20 protein-coding genes are annotated in these 16,991 nt (G+C 46.7%); 14 read left to right on the top strand and 6 right to left on the bottom strand.

The genetic code is table 11. From position 1 onward, the window contains the following. Window positions 1-38 precede the first annotated feature (38 nt). On the bottom strand, window positions 39-662 hold the full coding sequence (locus tag ACFSRY_RS18985) for a CPBP family glutamic-type intramembrane protease (protein WP_377511833.1): 624 nt from the start codon (window positions 660-662) through the stop codon (window positions 39-41). Between the two features lie 234 nt (window positions 663-896). Here ACFSRY_RS18985 and ACFSRY_RS18980 point away from each other — a divergent pair, with 234 nt between their 5' ends. Next, window positions 897-1,124 (top strand): hypothetical protein, encoded by a 228-nt coding sequence (locus ACFSRY_RS18980; RefSeq protein ID WP_377511830.1) that lies wholly within the window; start codon window positions 897-899, stop codon window positions 1,122-1,124. Window positions 1,125-1,201: 77 nt separating this feature from the next. Here ACFSRY_RS18980 and ACFSRY_RS18975 read toward each other — a convergent pair whose 3' ends face one another. Then, window positions 1,202-1,513 carry a hypothetical protein gene (locus ACFSRY_RS18975; RefSeq protein WP_377511826.1) on the bottom strand — a complete coding sequence of 104 codons (312 nt, stop codon included), beginning with the start codon at window positions 1,511-1,513 and terminating at the stop codon, window positions 1,202-1,204. 734 nt (window positions 1,514-2,247) lie between these two features. Between ACFSRY_RS18975 and ACFSRY_RS18970 the strand changes: the two genes are divergently transcribed. Further along, window positions 2,248-2,445, top strand: a complete 198-nt coding sequence (locus ACFSRY_RS18970; RefSeq protein ID WP_377511822.1) for a hypothetical protein — start codon at window positions 2,248-2,250, stop codon at window positions 2,443-2,445. A gap of 219 nt (window positions 2,446-2,664) precedes the next feature. Here the strand turns inward: ACFSRY_RS18970 and ACFSRY_RS18965 are convergent, their stop codons facing one another. Beyond that, complete coding sequence (locus ACFSRY_RS18965) at window positions 2,665-3,237, bottom strand: hypothetical protein (RefSeq protein ID WP_377511818.1); 573 nt, start codon at window positions 3,235-3,237, stop codon at window positions 2,665-2,667. A gap of 370 nt (window positions 3,238-3,607) precedes the next feature. Here ACFSRY_RS18965 and ACFSRY_RS18960 point away from each other — a divergent pair, with 370 nt between their 5' ends. Then, window positions 3,608-3,736: a hypothetical protein gene (locus ACFSRY_RS18960; protein ID WP_377511815.1), complete on the top strand. Its 129-nt coding sequence runs from the start codon at window positions 3,608-3,610 to the stop codon at window positions 3,734-3,736. A 30-nt stretch (window positions 3,737-3,766) separates the two neighbouring features. Here the strand turns inward: ACFSRY_RS18960 and ACFSRY_RS18955 are convergent, their stop codons facing one another. Continuing rightward, window positions 3,767-5,362, bottom strand: coding sequence for a hypothetical protein (locus tag ACFSRY_RS18955; protein ID WP_377511812.1), 1,596 nt, complete (start codon window positions 5,360-5,362; stop codon window positions 3,767-3,769). Between the two features lie 442 nt (window positions 5,363-5,804). Here ACFSRY_RS18955 and ACFSRY_RS18950 point away from each other — a divergent pair, with 442 nt between their 5' ends. From ACFSRY_RS18950 to ACFSRY_RS18910, 9 genes are all read left to right on the top strand, one after another. Beyond that, on the top strand, window positions 5,805-6,347 hold the full coding sequence (locus ACFSRY_RS18950) for a hypothetical protein (protein WP_377511809.1): 543 nt from the start codon (window positions 5,805-5,807) through the stop codon (window positions 6,345-6,347). 6 nt (window positions 6,348-6,353) lie between these two features. Then, window positions 6,354-6,734: a hypothetical protein gene (locus tag ACFSRY_RS18945; protein WP_377511806.1), complete on the top strand. Its 381-nt coding sequence runs from the start codon at window positions 6,354-6,356 to the stop codon at window positions 6,732-6,734. A 494-nt stretch (window positions 6,735-7,228) separates the two neighbouring features. Beyond that, complete coding sequence (locus ACFSRY_RS18940; RefSeq protein ID WP_377511803.1) at window positions 7,229-7,405, top strand: hypothetical protein; 177 nt, start codon at window positions 7,229-7,231, stop codon at window positions 7,403-7,405. A gap of 61 nt (window positions 7,406-7,466) precedes the next feature. Further along, window positions 7,467-7,658 (top strand): hypothetical protein, encoded by a 192-nt coding sequence (locus tag ACFSRY_RS18935; RefSeq protein WP_377511800.1) that lies wholly within the window; start codon window positions 7,467-7,469, stop codon window positions 7,656-7,658. Between the two features lie 226 nt (window positions 7,659-7,884). Beyond that, the gene (locus ACFSRY_RS18930; protein ID WP_377511796.1) at window positions 7,885-8,175 is read left to right on the top strand and encodes a transposase; all 291 of its coding nucleotides are present in this window, start codon (window positions 7,885-7,887) and stop codon (window positions 8,173-8,175) included. A gap of 179 nt (window positions 8,176-8,354) precedes the next feature. Further along, window positions 8,355-9,038 (top strand): IS3 family transposase, encoded by a 684-nt coding sequence (locus ACFSRY_RS18925; protein ID WP_377511903.1) that lies wholly within the window; start codon window positions 8,355-8,357, stop codon window positions 9,036-9,038. After that, window positions 9,001-9,258, top strand: coding sequence for a hypothetical protein (locus ACFSRY_RS18920; RefSeq protein WP_377511793.1), 258 nt, complete (start codon window positions 9,001-9,003; stop codon window positions 9,256-9,258). The genes ACFSRY_RS18925 and ACFSRY_RS18920 overlap by 38 nt, the downstream gene beginning before the upstream one ends. 237 nt (window positions 9,259-9,495) lie before the next feature. After that, entirely contained in the window at window positions 9,496-9,990 is a 495-nt protein-coding gene (locus ACFSRY_RS18915) for a hypothetical protein (protein ID WP_377511790.1), read from the top strand. 802 nt (window positions 9,991-10,792) lie between these two features. Then, window positions 10,793-11,245, top strand: a complete 453-nt coding sequence (locus ACFSRY_RS18910) for a mechanosensitive ion channel domain-containing protein (RefSeq protein ID WP_377511787.1) — start codon at window positions 10,793-10,795, stop codon at window positions 11,243-11,245. Window positions 11,246-11,954: 709 nt separating this feature from the next. Here ACFSRY_RS18910 and ACFSRY_RS18905 read toward each other — a convergent pair. Beyond that, window positions 11,955-12,968, bottom strand: a complete 1,014-nt coding sequence (locus ACFSRY_RS18905) for a hypothetical protein (RefSeq protein WP_377511784.1) — start codon at window positions 12,966-12,968, stop codon at window positions 11,955-11,957. 223 nt (window positions 12,969-13,191) lie between these two features. Between ACFSRY_RS18905 and ACFSRY_RS18900 the strand changes: the two genes are divergently transcribed. Both ACFSRY_RS18900 and ACFSRY_RS18895 read left to right on the top strand, forming a co-directional pair. Further along, window positions 13,192-13,350, top strand: a complete 159-nt coding sequence (locus ACFSRY_RS18900; RefSeq protein WP_377511781.1) for a hypothetical protein — start codon at window positions 13,192-13,194, stop codon at window positions 13,348-13,350. Window positions 13,351-13,503: 153 nt separating this feature from the next. Continuing rightward, entirely contained in the window at window positions 13,504-13,812 is a 309-nt protein-coding gene (locus ACFSRY_RS18895; RefSeq protein WP_377511778.1) for a hypothetical protein, read from the top strand. Window positions 13,813-14,168: 356 nt separating this feature from the next. Here the strand turns inward: ACFSRY_RS18895 and ACFSRY_RS18890 are convergent, their stop codons facing one another. Further along, entirely contained in the window at window positions 14,169-15,791 is a 1,623-nt protein-coding gene (locus ACFSRY_RS18890; RefSeq protein ID WP_377511774.1) for an alpha/beta hydrolase family protein, read from the bottom strand. Between the last annotated feature and the right edge of the window lie 1,200 nt (window positions 15,792-16,991).

The raw sequence follows: 16,991 nt of genomic DNA, 5'->3' as shown, positions 1-16,991 counted from the left end.
GGGTAGCGGCAGGTTAGTCAGGCAGGCTCTTGCCATGATTACTTGAAGAACCTGCCCATCCCCAGGGAGAAGATCATCACCCCGTAGACGAAGTGCTCTATTATCACGATCAGCAGAGAGTCGTGCTTCCTGTAGGTGTGGCTGAAGACAAAGCTGACAAGAAAGGCTCCGGAGACGGCTACCCAGTTTCCGAAGACAATATGGGAGAAGCCGAACAAGGCGCTGTTAACCAGGATAGACAGCTTCTCGTTTTGGAATAAGTCACTGTAGCGGTGGTAGTACCAGGCTCTGTAGACTATCTCCTGCGGGATAACGGACCAAAAGGGGTAGAGGGCCACTGTCAGCAGGTAGCGGTCGAGGTTCTCCTGCGGCAGGTAGTAGAGGAGTTCCTGGTGAAAGAGGCGGATAAAACCATAGACCAGGGCGGAGACGAGCAAAAACCTGCCTGCGAGAAACTTCCAGTTGACAGGCTCCAGCCTCCAGAATCGCTTTCTATCAAAGCTCCTGCTTTTCAACAAGCCCACAAGCAGGAGAACCGCCACCACCAGGAGAGGCACCAGGTTGTAAAACCCTTGCAACTGGTATGCGGTGAAGAGCGGTACGACAACATATACAAACAGCAGTTCAAGTGACTTTAGGGTCTTGGTTCGGCTTTTACTCATTTTCAAAGTGGGAGGACAGACTTTGGACCAACTGCCAAACTGGAAAGCAGCAGCTGTAGAGGGATACCTGTTTCAAGGCTTTGGGGTTTCATGGACGGCTGTGCCGCAGTGAAAGGTTCCTTTTTGTTCTTGTCGCTGAGAAGGTGGCACCTCACTTAAGGATGGTGGTCCGGCTATTCCGGCATACGTGCAATTCAAGATGGTTTTAAATTACGAAAACTTTTACTTGTCATAGTGCTTAATAAGCTGGAGGAGGTTTGTTTTTCACTTTCTTCTGTACAACTTAATAACATAGTAAAAGAACAGCAGGATAGCAGCGAAAACAAAAATGCTGGCTCAAGAACTGGGGCTTACGACAGCATCATCATCAAAGTCGCAGCTATTCAGCGTCATCAGGAAGGGGATGAAGGCAAGGCTGTAGAGCCACTTAAAGTGCGGTTCCTTCATGATTTTATTATATAGCGTTACATCAGGCTACTACGGACCAGGCTTTTGCTCTGCAATGCAGTAAGCACCTGTATATGGGAGAATGCTGGCTTTTACTGTACCTCATCCCGTTGTAGGCCATCTCCTTTCCCGTCATAGGCGCCATCTCCCCAGGCTTCCCTTTCATTGTCACTATGATCTTCGTGGTCAGCATGATCGTAGTATTTCTCCAGGTTTGCCGTGTCACTGTAGCGGTTGACGCTTTCACCCTCTTCTCCTACTAGAGACCCTTCTTCTATGATCTCACTACGCTCCACGTTTGTTTCACCAGGTTTAGTGCCCTTGTCACATGAGGCAAGACCAAAACTGGCTGTAACTGTTACGGCTAGTGCAAGTGTAATCGCATTTATTTTCTTTGGATTCATCTGTTTGTCTCCTTTCTGTTGTTTGTTTCCTTTCTGCCTGGGACCTCTCTTCTACAGCCACTTTAATCCCATATAGAAGCCTTCAGCTGCCGTGATAGGTGGATAAGTTGAGTTCAATTTGTCCAGGACATCGCACCTGTCCCTGTATCTTAGAGTAATGCAAAGTATCCCGCTCGCTTACTGGCCCGTCCTGATCCATGAACCGTACTAACCTGGCTTGGCAAACCCTGCCGCTCACATTAAGTGTCAAACACATGGGTATCCCACACATGGGTATCCCATGCAGCACATTACAACACAGGGTGTGTTAAAGTTTACGTGCCCTCCCAACCTTAGTTCATTTCTTACAGCCAGTCTTCTATTTGGGTGCTAGCGATGCTCTCCTTCAGAGGAGCCTCAAAACAGAGGGCACTCATAAGGTGGAGTGAGGAAGAAGATGGAGTGCCGGCTTCAACTAAAAGAGGAACTTGGAGGGGATAGAGGTGACATGAGAATCATTGCCTTCGTTCCCTGTTTGCTAAGCCTTCGTTGCTTTTTTACTGTTATTTCACTTTTTCTGGTTGTTAGTAAATAACCACTAATAAATAACCACAGGCATCTTGGAAGTGTCACAAGTACTTCATTAAGATAATGAGTCTTAACCTTTACCTTGACCAATTCGTTATTTAGAAAACTATCATTGTATTATAAAAACAAACTCCTTTTGGAGTAAAAGCTAAATTAAAATAATAGATATGAAAAAAACACTTTTTGTAATGTTCGCTGCCGGTCTTTTTGCCTTTGCCTCATGTGACTCACCGGCCTCAGAGGCAGAAGATGTAGCAGAGGAAGTTGAGGATGTAGCAGAGGAAAAAGAAGAGTTAAGAGAAGAGGTGCAGGAGTATAATGAGGAGGTAGCTGAAGAGGTCGACACAACTGTGGTTGTGGAGTAGGTTTTTGAGCTGTTGTCACTAGCAGCAAAATAAAATCGGGCTTGATGCTTTAGCTTTGAATCAGGGGCAGTACATGCTGTTCCTCCAGTAGTCAGGGGGAAGATCACCTCTTCCCCCGCCTTGAGCTTCCCGCTCTCTTTCTTCATTGACTGCAGTTTTTGAGGATGAAGCATGCATCAGCCCACAGCTGTGGAATGACAGGCTGCTGCACCGAGCCTTTTATCTCCCGTAGTACTTGTTGTAGCGGGTGTACTCAGTCCTGTCGAGCTGGTTATCCCCGTCTGTGTCCCACAGTTGGTAGACACCGGCAGTGTACTCCTGCTCAGTTACCAGGTTATCCTTATCTTGATCCCAGGTGCTGAACCACCCGATCTGTGCGAAATCGGCTTCAAACTCAGCCGTCTCCATGTATCCGTCTCCGTCGGTGTTCCAAGCGGTCCAGTCTGCGGCCTTTACACCGAAATCTGAAATCGCCGTTTCCCATTCACTTTGTGAGACCCTGCCCTCACCATTCACGTCCCAGACATTGTTGAAGCTTGAGGTAAACTCCACCTCACTAAGGTGCTTGTCCTTGTTCAGGTCCCAGTACCCATAGTTCTTCGAGGCTGCGAACTCATCAAAGAACCTTCCCTCGTCCCAGGTGTCGACCACAACCGCCTTGTCGGCCACTGGCTCATCGTCAACCATCTCTTCCGTTGTTTTTTCTATCTCACCCCCTTTGCACCCAAACAGAAGAGCAAGGGAAAAGCAGCTTGTGACCCTCTTTGCTGTACTAAAACTGTTTCTTACCATGGCTTTTGATCATTAGTCTGTGTGATAGCGCTCTTTTTGGCGCCTTAGTGATTTCTACGGCTCACACACCCGCATTTCAATCGCCATTCCTGTGGCTGTATATGTTGCCATTATACTGTTTCCACGTGATGCCTGTAAGGTGCTGTGAAATTATTTTTTGGTGTTTGAAATCCTACTCCTGCCCTTGGTTATGAGGAGGAAGGGCCTGTATCATTCCGTTTCTTACTTCACTGCTTCTTGAAGCAGACCCTTCATTTCCTATCACATGCACATCCCTCTGGAGTATTTCTGTACTTTTTAGTCCTTTTTTCTTGTCTGTTACCTTGGAGGAAACAGCTCATCTACAGTCTTTACTTCACGCTTTAAAGGTGTGTTTTTCCTGACCACCAACGAGAACACTGCCGATGCGGTAGCAAATGGCAAGAGACTAGAGAGGGAAGTTCAGACAGCTGAAAGGGGAAATGGTATCGACCGGTTTATGGCCAAAAAAGCCAGTTAAACACTTACACAAGCTATAAATGGGTCCTGCCTAAGGCTTGTCAAGAAACAAAGCCAGGTGCTGAATGACGGTCTTCTTCTCCAGGCCTCCAGCCAACGCGCCTGTAGTGACGCCAACTGTGCTGATAAAGGCTGCCAGGCGTAACTTATCAGAGAGCCCCACCACGGGTTTGTCCAGCGTGGGCCAGGTGCTGATGAGGTCCTCCGGGAAAACGTAGAGCTCGATCACCATCATCAGCCCGCCCACCATCAGGAATAGCCCGAAGCAGGCAAGGAGGATGCTCAGGAAGATGACCACATTGGCTATTGCCTGGTGCTCTGTCAGTACGTTTTTCTCCTTCCTGGGAAGAAACAGGGATTGGATTTTTATGAGGTAAAAAGAGGCTCCCAAAATACTTACAACCGCAAAGAAAGCCGTGGTCCTGTTCCCCATGTTTAGCCCCACGTCCCAAATCTCTGCCGTGAAGATCAGCAGCAGGCTCGGGGCCACCGCTGCGGTGGCCAACCCCGGCAGCGACAAGGGGAGTAGGATCGCCCAATTCCGGAGCAATGGACTTAGAATCGCCTTCGGGTGTTTAGCTGCCATGATCAGGTGAAATATTAAGCTTTCCAGGCCGGTGCCTCCGCGAAGCTCCCTTTCCGGAAGGTGCTTTACCTGCTCTTTAAGTAGCGCGCGCTCCTTTTCAGTAAACCGGGGCGGGAGCTTTCTTCCCTCTCGAAATGAGAAGGGAGCCATCACGCCTCCTTTTCCTTCTTTCGTATGGTGTAACCCACTGATATGACCGAGCAAATGCAGCAAGAGGGCTGCAGTGTTGTGCCTTACTGCCGCAGCGTCCAAAGTGCGTACTGGCTTTCCTCTGGATGTTGTAGTCAGCCGCTGAGTGGAGACTACCGCAGTATATGTGACAGGGGAGGCAAGCCCGGCCTCTATCCGGTCTCTGCGGGAGATCAGTGTGACATCAGTTATTACCAGCACAATGTCGTAAGGACCCTCCGTCATCCGCATGGTGGCTGCATCTAGGAAATCAGAAGGCTCCCTTGTTTTGTCAGTTGTCAGGGCCACCGGCTCTACCAGGTGGAATGTCCATGGAATTTCGGTGGCAGAATTCATCTCTGGTTGCACATCAAGCGTCAGTTGCTTTAAAAAAGGCTGCATGCCCTCCGGCGTGACAGCAGGACTGTAGGCAAGTAGCACCCCCACATGGATCTCTGCAGCCGGTGTCTCCCCTTGCGCATCCTTTAGCTCATTCAGAAAGCGCCTGGAGGAGGTGAGCCCTCTGACGAAGGTAGTCGTAGTGGCAACCCGGCTCAGCTGCAGTACTCTAACAGCCCTCAGTAGGCGGAATGCCCTGAAAGCAGGGATGAAAAGGGCCACTATTGTCAGCCAATTTCTTTTCATGTAATCTACCTTACTGGCGGAGAGCACCAGCTTTATGCTAAACTCCAGCACAAATAGAATCCATATCAGCACCACCAGCTTTTCCTGTACGGGAGACAGGCCCCCTGTCAACTCCACGATGAAAAGGTACAGCCACACGATGGAGAGCAGGAACATCGGCCCCTCCAGCCAAGCCTCGAGCTTGTAGAGTATTCGGAATCTTTTTTGCTGAGTGTTCTCTGAGTTCATGCTGCCTGAGAATGGGTGAAGAAACAAAGCGCCCGCTGCAGGCTTTAGCTCACAGCAAAAAGGCTTTCTGATATTCCTGCTATACCTGAAGTCAAGGTGCTTTGTTGGGATGTCGCGGCTGAAGGCTTACCACCCTGGGTTTACACGATGAAGCACCTGCTTTGATAGCACCTTTTTACCGATACGCTTATTGGGGTATGCTACTGTACCCAGGCAAGAGTCGATGGCGGGTCCTGCGCGAAATGACATTGTACCCGGAGTAGGAGCTGGTGACCTTCGTCTTGTTCAGTAGAACGGATAAGGGGTGATCGCTTTCTGAACAAGGCTTTGAGGCTTGCGCGAGAACACTGAACATGTCAGCTCAGAGGAGAGTATACCAAAGAAAGGATACACCAAAGCAAATACTTTTTTTGAACGCCCTGAAAAAACTATCACCGCAGCTATGATACCACTCCTAGCTGGTTGTGGCCCGTACACGCACACAGTCCGGCAGGTGCCGGTTGCCGCCCAGGAGAAGGAGCAGATGCTAAACGACAGCACCATCCTGCTGGCGGCAGGCAAGCATTACCAGACCGGAAAGCTGCACACTTTCTTGTTTGGCAAACACTACCGTGATACGTGGGCCACGCCGGTGCCGGTCATGGTGCTGGACCTGGAAAGGGAGAAGGGCGGGCTCACCCCGGTAAAGCAGGGGGGGAGTAGGCAGACGCTCAACCGGAGCGGGCGTAACTTGGATGAGCTGCTGCTGGCGGAGTTCCCCCGGGAGGCATGGTTAACAGAGGCTAAGACTTTCAAGGCACTGTTGACGGACGAAATAATCGAGAACGCGTTCCGAGAGCTGCCAGACACCATCTACGCCCTGACAGCAGATCGAATCATAGAAAAGCTAAAGAGCCGAAGGGAGCAGTTGCCCCGGGTGGCAGAGGCTTACTTCGAGTCACTGTCCCGAGAAGCCGACATCGTCGGGTCGGACAAGCATGAGTAGTTCGCGGTGGAGTTTCTGGATGGAGGTCGCTTAGAGGTCACGGCTCACAAGCTGAAAGACGGTGTAAGGGAAAAGGTGATTTTCCGGCGCATCTTTTATCCGGAGAAAACAAAGCAAATCAGCATCTACGGGTTAGATGGGGAAGACAGGTTCCTCTTCACAGGAAAGGGAAAGAGTCGAATTAAGATAGATGTATTCGGCGGGGCAGGAGAGGATCTTTATGCCTTCAAAAGTATCAGAGGCAAAAAGAATAAGGTCCATATTCATGACTCTACCTATGGCAATGAATATCCTGCGGAAGACATGGTAAAAGTCAAGAAAGATGACAATCCGCCTGCGCAGACACTTGACTCGAACGGCAAGCTATTAAAATACTACCTTGATTAACAGGCATAGGATGGTCAAGCTGAAAGAAAGAGAACAGAAACCCAAAAAAATAACAGTTGCTTAGCACATGGTCCCAACCCTTCTTTTCATGGGCCTGGTCATAGGTTCGAACAACTTGGCTGCGGCGCTCATGCTCGGGACGCTGGAGCTGGGGTTGAGCCTGGACAACCGCTGGCCGGTTTTGATATTGGGTTGGGACCTGCAAACTTGCCGCCGGTGCTGCTTTTTGCCACCACTGCGGCCTTCTCTGTGCTGTATACCTGGCTAGGGCTGACTGTGGGCAGGAAGGTGGCTGTCAAGTGGCAGAACTACGCGGAGGCCAGGACAGGCGTGCTGCTTTGCGTGCGACGTTGAGTTGGTTTGACCTTGTCTGATGGAGATTTATGCGAAAGCAGGAAAGTGGCCGGCCTGCTGCTTTGTAACTTCCGCGCCCTGTAACGGGTACTCTTAAAGGTGGCATGAGCACTTCCATGTTTAATTTAAAGAAATGACCTATGAAAACTATCAACATACCTTGGCTACTTAACCTGCTGTTTATCTTGTTTGCCTTCACCCTCTCTGGCTGCGATTTGGTCGGAGATGTGCTTGAGTTCGGCTTCTGGACGGCCATCATCATCATAGCTGTCATTGTGCTGATTGTTTACTTCATCGCCAGGCTCTTTAAAAAGTGAGAAGAACAGTACTCTGCTCAGGCAACGTCATTGGATGTCTGCCCTGCACTAATTTGCCCATATGCTAGACTATGTCAAGACAGTGCTCAAGAAGGTGAGCATCAGCAGGGAAATGTTTGAGAAGGAGCTACACAAAGCCTTCAGGTTCCTCAGTGCCGAGGAGATAGGGCAACTGAGGCGCTGGTGCTATGCCCCCTTCAGAGGGAAGCTTCTACCGGTCCTGGACAGAGTATTTTCAGGGGCGCTCTCATAGGGCCCGTATGCGCGGCAGGGCCTTGAGTCCCGATGGGGACAACAGATGCGCGGCCTCGTCTTGTGACATGTGTTTTCCTTTGATGCCTGTTTGTCTATGCGCTGTGGTTGATCTCCCCCTGAGTTGACCACCGGCACTTACCGCTCGAGCACTTGACTGAAGTTGCTACCTTTGACTGGAGGGTTTTTGTTAGGCAGCTTTAGATAAATGTTTACATTTGACTATCATGGAAAAACGAGTTTATGACGCCTCCTTCAAGCGGATGGCCGTTGACCTCTCCTACGCGAGGGGGTCAGTGAAAGAGGTAGCCGATGAGCTGGGCATCGATCCGGCTCGGTTGAGCAAGTGGCGCAGCAAATCCCATTCTCCCGCCCAGCCTGCTGCGGCCTTAACCGAGGACCAGAAAGAGATCAAAAGATTGCAAAAGGAACTGAAGGAGGCGCAGCTGGAGCGTGACATCCTAAAAAAGGCCATCAGCATCTTCTCCAGGGGAGACGGGCGGTATTCGGATTCATAAATGAGCACCGGTGCCAATACCCCGTAGAGAAGATGTGCCGGGTGCTGCGTGTGAGCATCAGCGGATTTTACTACTGGCTCAAATACCCAGTGGGGCTCAGGGAGCGCAAAGAGCAGCAACTCGTGGCACAGATCCAGCAGGTCTATTAGCAGAGCAAGTGCCGCTACGGCTCTCCCCGTATCAGTTTTGCACTCAGGGACCAAGGCATCAGAGCCTCACGTCCACGTGTGGCCCGGTTGATGCAGAAGCATCACATAAAGAGCATCGTGCGCAGGAAATACCGGGTGCAGACCACGGACTCCCAACATGCCTTCATAGTGGCCAATAATTACCTGAACCGGGACTTTGCAGCAGAAAAACCAGGAGAGAAGTGGGTCTCGGACCTGACCTGCCTCAGAACCGGGGAAGGATGGCTTTATCTGACGGCTATACTCGATCCGGCAGACCGGAAGGTGGTGGGCTGGGCATTGTGCGAGACCATGGAGGCGGAAGAAACCACGGTGGCAGCCTTCCGGATGGCGGTGAGAAACAGGCCCTTGAGCGGGACATTGCTGTTTCACTCGGACCGGGGCGTGCAGTATGCCTGCAGCGCCTTCCGTCAGCAACTGGAAGGGATACCGGTGGTGCAGAGTATGAGTCGGAAAGGCAACTGCTGGGACAATGCCGTGGCCGAGAGTTTCTTTAAGACACTGAAAACAGAGCTGGTGTACCACTACAAATTCTCCACCAGGCAAGAAGCCAGGCTGGCTGTATTTGAATACATCGAAGGCTTCTACAACAGGGAACGGAGGCACTCAGCACTGGGCTACCTCACCCCTAGTCAGTATGAGGAAAGGCTATACAAGCAAAGAGTGGCTGCCTGAGAAAAACCCTACAGTAAACTGTTGCAATTCCAATCCGTTCCTGTTTAAGCAGGTGAACTTCACCAATGCAGATTATGCCAAAGAGCCAAAGCACAGCTTCGTAAGTTTGCCTGATTACACAACAGTATACACAGGTTTGTATAAGCTATTGCTGAGTGTGTTGCTGGTATTTGTGATGGGAATACTACTGTTCAGGAATGTGAAGGCTAGTGTGAAGTAAAAATATTTTACCCGGACAATTTTAAGTTTGACATTGGAAAGACCTGTCATGGCAGGTCTTTTTATTAGTATAAAATTAAACTAACAGATTCTTAGTTGTCAGCGCAACCTTTATGCCATAGGTATAGGCACTTCTTTTTAAAAGTGCTCATGTTGTAGGCTGCTATTGTTCAAAGAGTTATATATAACTTTTCTATTGCTCTCACGTTTCCAATTAAAAGAACACAAAGCAGAGCTTATGAAACTGAAAATCTACTTCCTCTTATTTATCAGCGTATTATACAGCTGCAATTCATCAGATCAAAGTGCAGTAGACGAAACAGAATTACAGTCGCTTCGTGAAAATCACCAGAAAATGGAGCAGATCCATCAAGAGATGGAAAATACCCACAATCAGATGGAAGAAGAGCATCAGCAGTGGCTAACCGAAAATGCTAGTCTTTTTCAGGATGAGAACCAGCAGACTCTTGACAGCATTAAGGAACAACACCAGCAATTGATTGACAAACACGCTGCCATTCTCAAAGAGCACAGCAGTGTTATAGAAAAGCATGGCTCCTTTATCGATAACCCTGAACAATCAAACCTTACTGAGGAGCAACAGCAGAGTCAGTTCACACAGATGAAAGAAGAACATGAGCGCATGAAGAGTGAACACAACAAGATGATGCAGGAGCACGAGCAAATGAAGCAAGAACATCAACGTATGGTTGATGAAAGGCGCAGTAATTGATGAATTAAGCATACATGCGTATGATCACTGTTACATGGACCTTGAGCAATCCGAAGAGGTCAGTGGTAAAGTAAACAGTGTTTGATTTAGGGCAGGTGTTACGATTACTTCTTGTCTTCCTTGGAAAGTGCTAAACACGGGAGTAGGATGTTTAAGGAAAAAGTAGAGTATAACAGTTCAAAGAATACTTTTTGTTACTTTTTTGTTACTTTTCTGTTACTCTACAATCGAAAAAGCGGCTTATTTTGATAAATAAGCCGCTTTTTGCTGTTTACTTTGTAGCCCGTAGGATGGAAGTATCGAACCATTTCCACAAAGATTTTGTGGCTGTAGATAAGTATCTGCAGATGGGAGAGGGGCAATAAACTTCCTCTTCTACAATAGCAAGTGATTGCCTGTTCATCATAAAAGCTATTATGATAGAAACAGCCTTGCCTACAATAGAGAGGCCAATGATTAGGTAGTCTTTCTTTTTTTGTTAGCCGGCCCCGGAGCCTGACGCCTTCGACAACGTCGCTAATACCTGTATTAACGTCATCGCCTCCAGCTAAAGTGCCACTTAGAAGGTTTTTTGATAGGAGTAAAACTTCCCAACCATGCGGGTTGCTTTTCCCTTTTTTTTAAAAGAAATTACACGCATTAATCCGGGAGAAAAAGGAAAAAACAACCCCGGCCAACACCACCCAAAAGACACTGAGTCAAGTCTTACAAGGTTCAGCGTCTTCTGGCTTAGATCGTTAGGTGCAAGCGACGAAGGCGGCACGTTAACCAAAAGAAAAATTAGTGTCAGAGAAGAAAAAATATGAACGTGCTAAAAATACAAATATTAGAAACATTGGTAATCTTGTTTCTGTACGCAATTGCCTTCTATCTTACGAAGAATATAATTGATAATACCTTAAAAAAAGCACAACTCCATAGAGCCAGAAGAAAGATGATTATCAAAATAACTCATCTTTTTATTTCAATTGCTGTGGTTACTTTACTTTCTGGTATTTGGGGTTTAGAACAAAAAGAAATTGCTGTATTTGCAAGTACAATACTGACAGTTTTAGGTATAGCTTTTTTTGCTCAATGGTCACTGCTATCCAATATCACATCGAGCCTTTTACTTTTCTTTACTCACCCTATAAGATTAGGAGATACTGTTAAGATTTTGGATAAAGATTACCCAATGGAAGGGGAAGTTAATGAATTGAATTATTTCTTTGTTCATCTAAAGACAAAAAAATGGCCAGACTATAACCGTTCCTAACTCCATGATTTTTCAAAAGTCGGTATCAATTATTGTAAACCAAGATGAGAAGTCGTTCAAAAAAACATTACCCAATAAACTCGTTTCGACTGATATAAAAGATAATTATAGCAAAGCAAATGATAAGATATAGACTTATATTATAAGTGAGAAACAAACGCCAGCACCTCGCAATATTTAAAAAGGAGCAGCGGGTATAGTGTTAGCGGAGGATTCATTTTTTTCACTGCTGCGGTTGCGGGGCATATTTAACTGCTGTTAAATCCGCTGCTCTTTTTTTATACTCACGTTAATGAAACAGGATGTGTAAAAGAAAGCTCCGGGAGATACAAAGAAACTGTCGTGGTGTCCGAATAGTGTCCGAAGTGAAATGAAAAAGGCCTTCCGAGTTAACTGAAGGGCTTTTCAGTAGACCAAAGGATGGAATTATCGAACCATTTCCACAGGGATTTGGCGGTATTGGATAAATACTTCGAGTTAGATTAGATGCGTTTACACTACAAGCCTCATCTATTTTACTATATGTCTATTAAGTATACTAACGAGACGAAGTACATTTGCTTCCTCCTGATGAATAACACAATAAAGAGCAGCAAAAGAATGCTTTAGCGGAAACAAACTATTTGTAACGGATGCCCCGGTCTCCTAGGCCTTGGAAGCAACGGGCAAACAGTGCCAGGGCTTCCACAAATGCCAGGGTTAAGCATTACTAATTCCCAGGTGCTTTATCCTTTCTTTTGAAAAGCTCAGTAGCTGCCCCTAGGTTAAGCGGGTCACTGATGAGTCCTACTTTGAAGACACTGAGGTTTCTCTCAAAGCGAATGTTGTAGTAGTCCTGCCCACGGTAAAACTCCGTAAACAGGGCTATGTCCCTTAGCCATTCCGGATAGTACATATACCTCAGGGAGAAGAGCAGCCGTTCTTTTATATCGCTCTTCTCCGCTTGTCCGATGGGGCCAAAGATCCAGCCAGCCTGGCTAATGATCCTGGAGCTGGCAAGAAACTTGGAGGGCAACTGCTGCCCTTTTTTACTTAGGTCCAGGTTGCTATATTTCACCTTGAGCCGGTTTAAACCATAAATGTCTTCAAGGTGCCTCGGAAAGGGACCGTTCTCTAAGCTTAGCCAGGGCAGGTGACGCTCGTAATAAAGCTCAAGCAGGCTGAAACCGGATAACCCTTCCCTGCTTATCCCCTGATAAAGAGTAAGGGCAAAAGAAGCGTAGTTCGTTGAAAAGCTTCCATTTTCCAGGTTAATACTCCCGTCATTCTTAAAAAAAGGTCCTTCCTGACCATTGGAGTGGTGGGCTAGGCCCACTGTCGCGTAAGCACGGGAGTAAATAAACTTGCTCTGAAAGATCTTGTCCCAAAAGCCTAGCCTATGATGAAAGTAAATGGGCGCAATGTAGCTGGGGTTCTCTACCGGCAAAGACTTTGTCCTTTTCATCCGCAGAACAATGTGCGGACTGAATTGCAGGGTCCATTGACTTCTCTTGCCGGTGACATAAAAGCTCGATGCGATCTGTGCCTCAAAGAGCAGTGGCTCCAGGTTGCCAAGTCCCTCTCCAAAGGTTAAGTAAGACAGTGGCCTGTTTACCCTGGTAAGATCCCTGAAGGTGAGGCCATCGCCTTTCAGCGAATCCTGCACCTGACCAAGTGCGGCTGTTGAGAATAAGACAAAAAAGAATGTTGGTAAAAGGTAAAAGTTTACTTTCGGCTGTGGCATCTGATTCTGTTGTTTTGTTAATTTAGATAGTACTTATAGTACTTGAAGAGGGTGCTTTTGTTCAACAGTTTTTTTCATGCCGGAGCAAGACACAAAGATTACTTCGCCTGACTCATCAAAATAAGCCAGCTGAAGCGACAGGGGCAGTCTAACCACATCGCTTAGAAACTTTGTGTGTACTATTCTATGGCTTATTTAGGAAGAAAGACATGTTTCGCGACCCATGGCTGAAAAGCTACCCGTGCTCCGTATACTGACAAACAAGAGCAATCATTTCTTCTTCTTCTTGGGTGCCGTGGATTCAGCCTCACACATGTGTGAGAAAAGAATGGTGCTGTCGAATCTGCGCAACCAGTTTACCTTGTTGGCAGAGTTTGACTGAAATAAAAGTCTAGAGACAAAGTGCACTTCCGGAAGGTTCCTGTATGATTACCAGAAGGTTTTTTTAGGTGAGAATGCGGAAAACGAGGAGGAGGGTGCTATTGATAAGATTGAGCCGGCAGCCATTGCCGGCATCCTATACCTGACGCCTTACATGTTCAACCTGGACCTGCGGGTAGACAACAAGTTGCGCCCTGAGAAAAGGTTAGGAAGGGAAGTACTAATCTTCCCGCGTACTTTCCTGTTTGGCGAGTATGAGTACCAGGCTGACTTAGGCTGGGTGAACGACTTTGAGCCGGAGGATGGCACGGGCAAGGGGGGCAACTACAGACGTGAGACAACCTGGAACGTGGGGGTTGTGTATCTCGTTTCTAAGACTTTTTCGCTGATGGGCAGCTACGACATCGGATTCAGTACGGGGGAGGTGCCGAAGGGCCATGCTTTCAACGCCGCCGAGCCGTAGTGAAACACCGGCAACGGGAAAGGTGCCTTTGGTTCTTTAGGAAAAGATAATATATAGAAAAAACTCACAGATGGTTTAGAACATGTGACTGCTTCCCGAATAGTTCGATAAGCCTAACCGAAGGGGAAACTTATCGAACCAAAAAAGCCACTCCGTTTGATGTGGAGCGGCTTTTATACTATGGTAGACCAAAGGATGGAGTTGTCGAACCTTTTCCACAGGGATTTGGCGGCTTTGGGCAAGTACATGAATTTAAGAAACGACCGCCCTTAATCAGCTCTTATGTACTAAGAAAGCATATTGAAGTATGGGATCATAAATAAATGTAAAACCTCATCAGTCTAAGTGATATTTTTTCATTGGGCTACATTTGTAACTTTTGCGACCCAATCTACGATGGGCTGTATCACCTCGGGACCTACCGTGAAAGATTTAAGGTTCTGGTAATTCTGCTGATGCCCATTTTCATCCTTTAAAAAAATGTGGTTGTACCCTTCCATCATCTTAAGTGTGACATTTTTATTTCCGGCTGCTTTAAAGGCTCCTGCTAACTTTTTTGCATCTCCCGGTGGAACATTGTTGTCAGTAGTACCCTGCATAATGAGCACAGGAACTGATTTTATCTGCCTGGCCGTTTCTAAAGGATTGTAGTTAAGGAAATAGCGGAGCCAAGGGTTACTGTCTGCTTCTTTTAAGTTTTCCTGTAAGGCCTTCTTAAATGCTTTTTCTCTTTCTTCAGGCGTAAGGTTCTTCCCTTGTTCCAGGCTGGTTCGAATCTGATATTCCAGAAGTTCCTTTCCCGGGCTGGCGGGCCCTGCCATTAGTACAATACCATTCAGAGCCTTATTCGTTTTGGCAATCATAGGAGCGATCATGCCCCCTTCACTTAGACCTACTAGTACTACTCGGTCTTTATCTATCCTTTTTTGCTTCTTGGCAAATGCAATTCCTTCGCGTATGTCATCTGCTCTTTCTGCGGAAGTAGCATTTTCTAAGTTTCCGGTAGATTGTCCCACACCCCGATCATCCATGCGCAGCACGGCTATACCATTTCTGCCAAGTTCGTCTGCCAGTTGCCCGAATAGGTGATATGGGCCTCCGAAAGGAGTATTGTTATCCCGGTCCTGCGGACTGGAGCCAGTGATGGTAACTACTACGGGTACAGGCTTAGATGCATTTTTAGGAATTGTTAAGGTGCCAGCTAATACGTGACCTGCTTTTGTTTGTATCCGTACCTGCTCAGCGGTGTAGGGTGCATCTGCAGGAGCAGAATAGTCAGGGGCTTTTGTGGCCAGAGCTGCATCAGGTACACTTTCCAGTCTTTTAATAGTCTGGCCACCAGATGTTTTTCCACCTAAAATCTCACCGTCTTTATTTACCTTCAAGTGAACAGTAGTGTTGCCCAAGGCTACCCGTGCTGAGTCATTACCGGAAAAGTTTATAGTAGCATTAATGGTTTGCCCTTTTGTGCTAAGTAAAAATACCGGAACGGTTACCTGCTGCCCGCCTTTTACCCTGGCCCGCATCACAACCTGCTCCAGCAGCGAAAGCATGGGCATCTTTGGATGATAGGCCATTGCACCGGGTGTTGTTTTGATGGACTCTTTCTCTTTTGTGTCGCCTTTTACTGACACAGTCATGATACTGTCTCCTCTAAAGGTTAATACGCTTTCCTGTTGCGGGGGCGTGCCTTCAGGACTTCCCGGTTTAAGCACCTGTATGGCTAACTGCTCCAGTTGTTTTTGTTCGTTTATATTTGCTCTGTAAACGATAGGAATCTGATCCTTAAACAACAAGCGTCCTTCCAGCTTATTTCCAATCCTTGAGAAACGTTCTATAGTAAGCGTGTCAGTTCCATTCTGAAGCATAAAGCCTGATGCTATCTGCTTTTTGCTCTGTGAGTGTACTTCTGGAAGGACAAAAAAGGCAAGTAGTAATGAGGTGTAGCAAAGTTGAAGTATCTTCAATTTAAGAGGCATAATTTAAAATATTAAAAAGTTCAACTTTAAATGTGGCTAACGTTAAGCAACTGAAAATGTTGAACGTTTATCTGTTAAGGACTCTGGGCCATCTATTTAGCCTGAACAAGTATTAGATTTTCCAGAAAAAAGTATAAGGAAAAATTCCTTTGATCAGCATTGTTTTAAATAATTAGGATAAGGGTAGTGTAATCTCACCTGAATAGAATCATTGCAGCTGGTTAACACAGAGCAGATGCTATATAAGCAGGTAAGGTTGCCTGAGGCAATTATTATGTTTTGCTGAGTGTACGCTAGGGGAATGAGATGTGTGGCAGTGGATAGGAGAGACCCAACAAATGCTGTTAGCAAACTAGGAAGGTGAAACTACTTCTTATTATAGGGGCACTGTGGCTCAATGGAATGAAAGATTGGGTAATTACTAACAGGAGAGTAGGAGTTGTTAAGGAGTGAGCGTTATATTTCTATCTGCACTAAGACTCCCTGATTCATCGAATGTTCGATAAGTCTCCCCTTCAGTTAAAAATATCGAACTAAAAAAGCCGCTTCATTTAATGTGAAGCGGCTTTTTCATAGTAGTAGACCGAAGGATGGAATTATCGAACCATTTCCACAGGGATTTGGCGGCTGTGAGCAAATATCTGGAGGTAGGAGAGGAGCGGTAATTCCCTTCTCATCAGTAGCATTAAAGAGCTTGGTTATCATAAAAGCTGTTATTCATCAAAACCATGCCATATGAGTGGCCTTAATTTGAAGTCTCTTAGAATGCTGGCGCCATTTAAATTGCTCCTCTACTTTCAAAAGAGGTAGAGGCTTGTAACTCTTGCTTACTATGTTGACCATAGAGTACCTGGCGATCGGAAACTTGAGAATCTAATCTAGTTGGATACGGTGGTGAATTGCTTGAGGGGCAGTAGTTCACTGTGGCTTCTGACAAAACAGCTTCTAACGAGTAGGGGGGAGGGATGGAAAGCCCGTAGAAGAAGTGTTGGTCGGGAAGCGGGGGAGCAAGCCTTGAAATAGTACTAATGGGGTACAAATTAAGGCTTTATTTGTCTGATGGAGAGGGGGTAAACTGTCCTATGTGGAGAGCCCTACTCTAAGATGATTTCATCTGAATTTTACTTCCTGAAATTTTATTAGAAAGTACTAAAAATTGTTTTGATATAGGAAATAAGTCCTATTTTTGCCAATTTTATA

Origin of the sequence: Pontibacter locisalis (assembly GCF_042684605.1) — a bacterium.
In the GTDB taxonomy this organism is placed as follows: Bacteria; Bacteroidota; Bacteroidia; order Cytophagales; family Hymenobacteraceae; genus Pontibacter; species Pontibacter locisalis.
The sequence above is the reverse complement of the archived record's forward strand: the minus strand, read 5'-3'. Positions and strand labels throughout refer to the sequence as shown.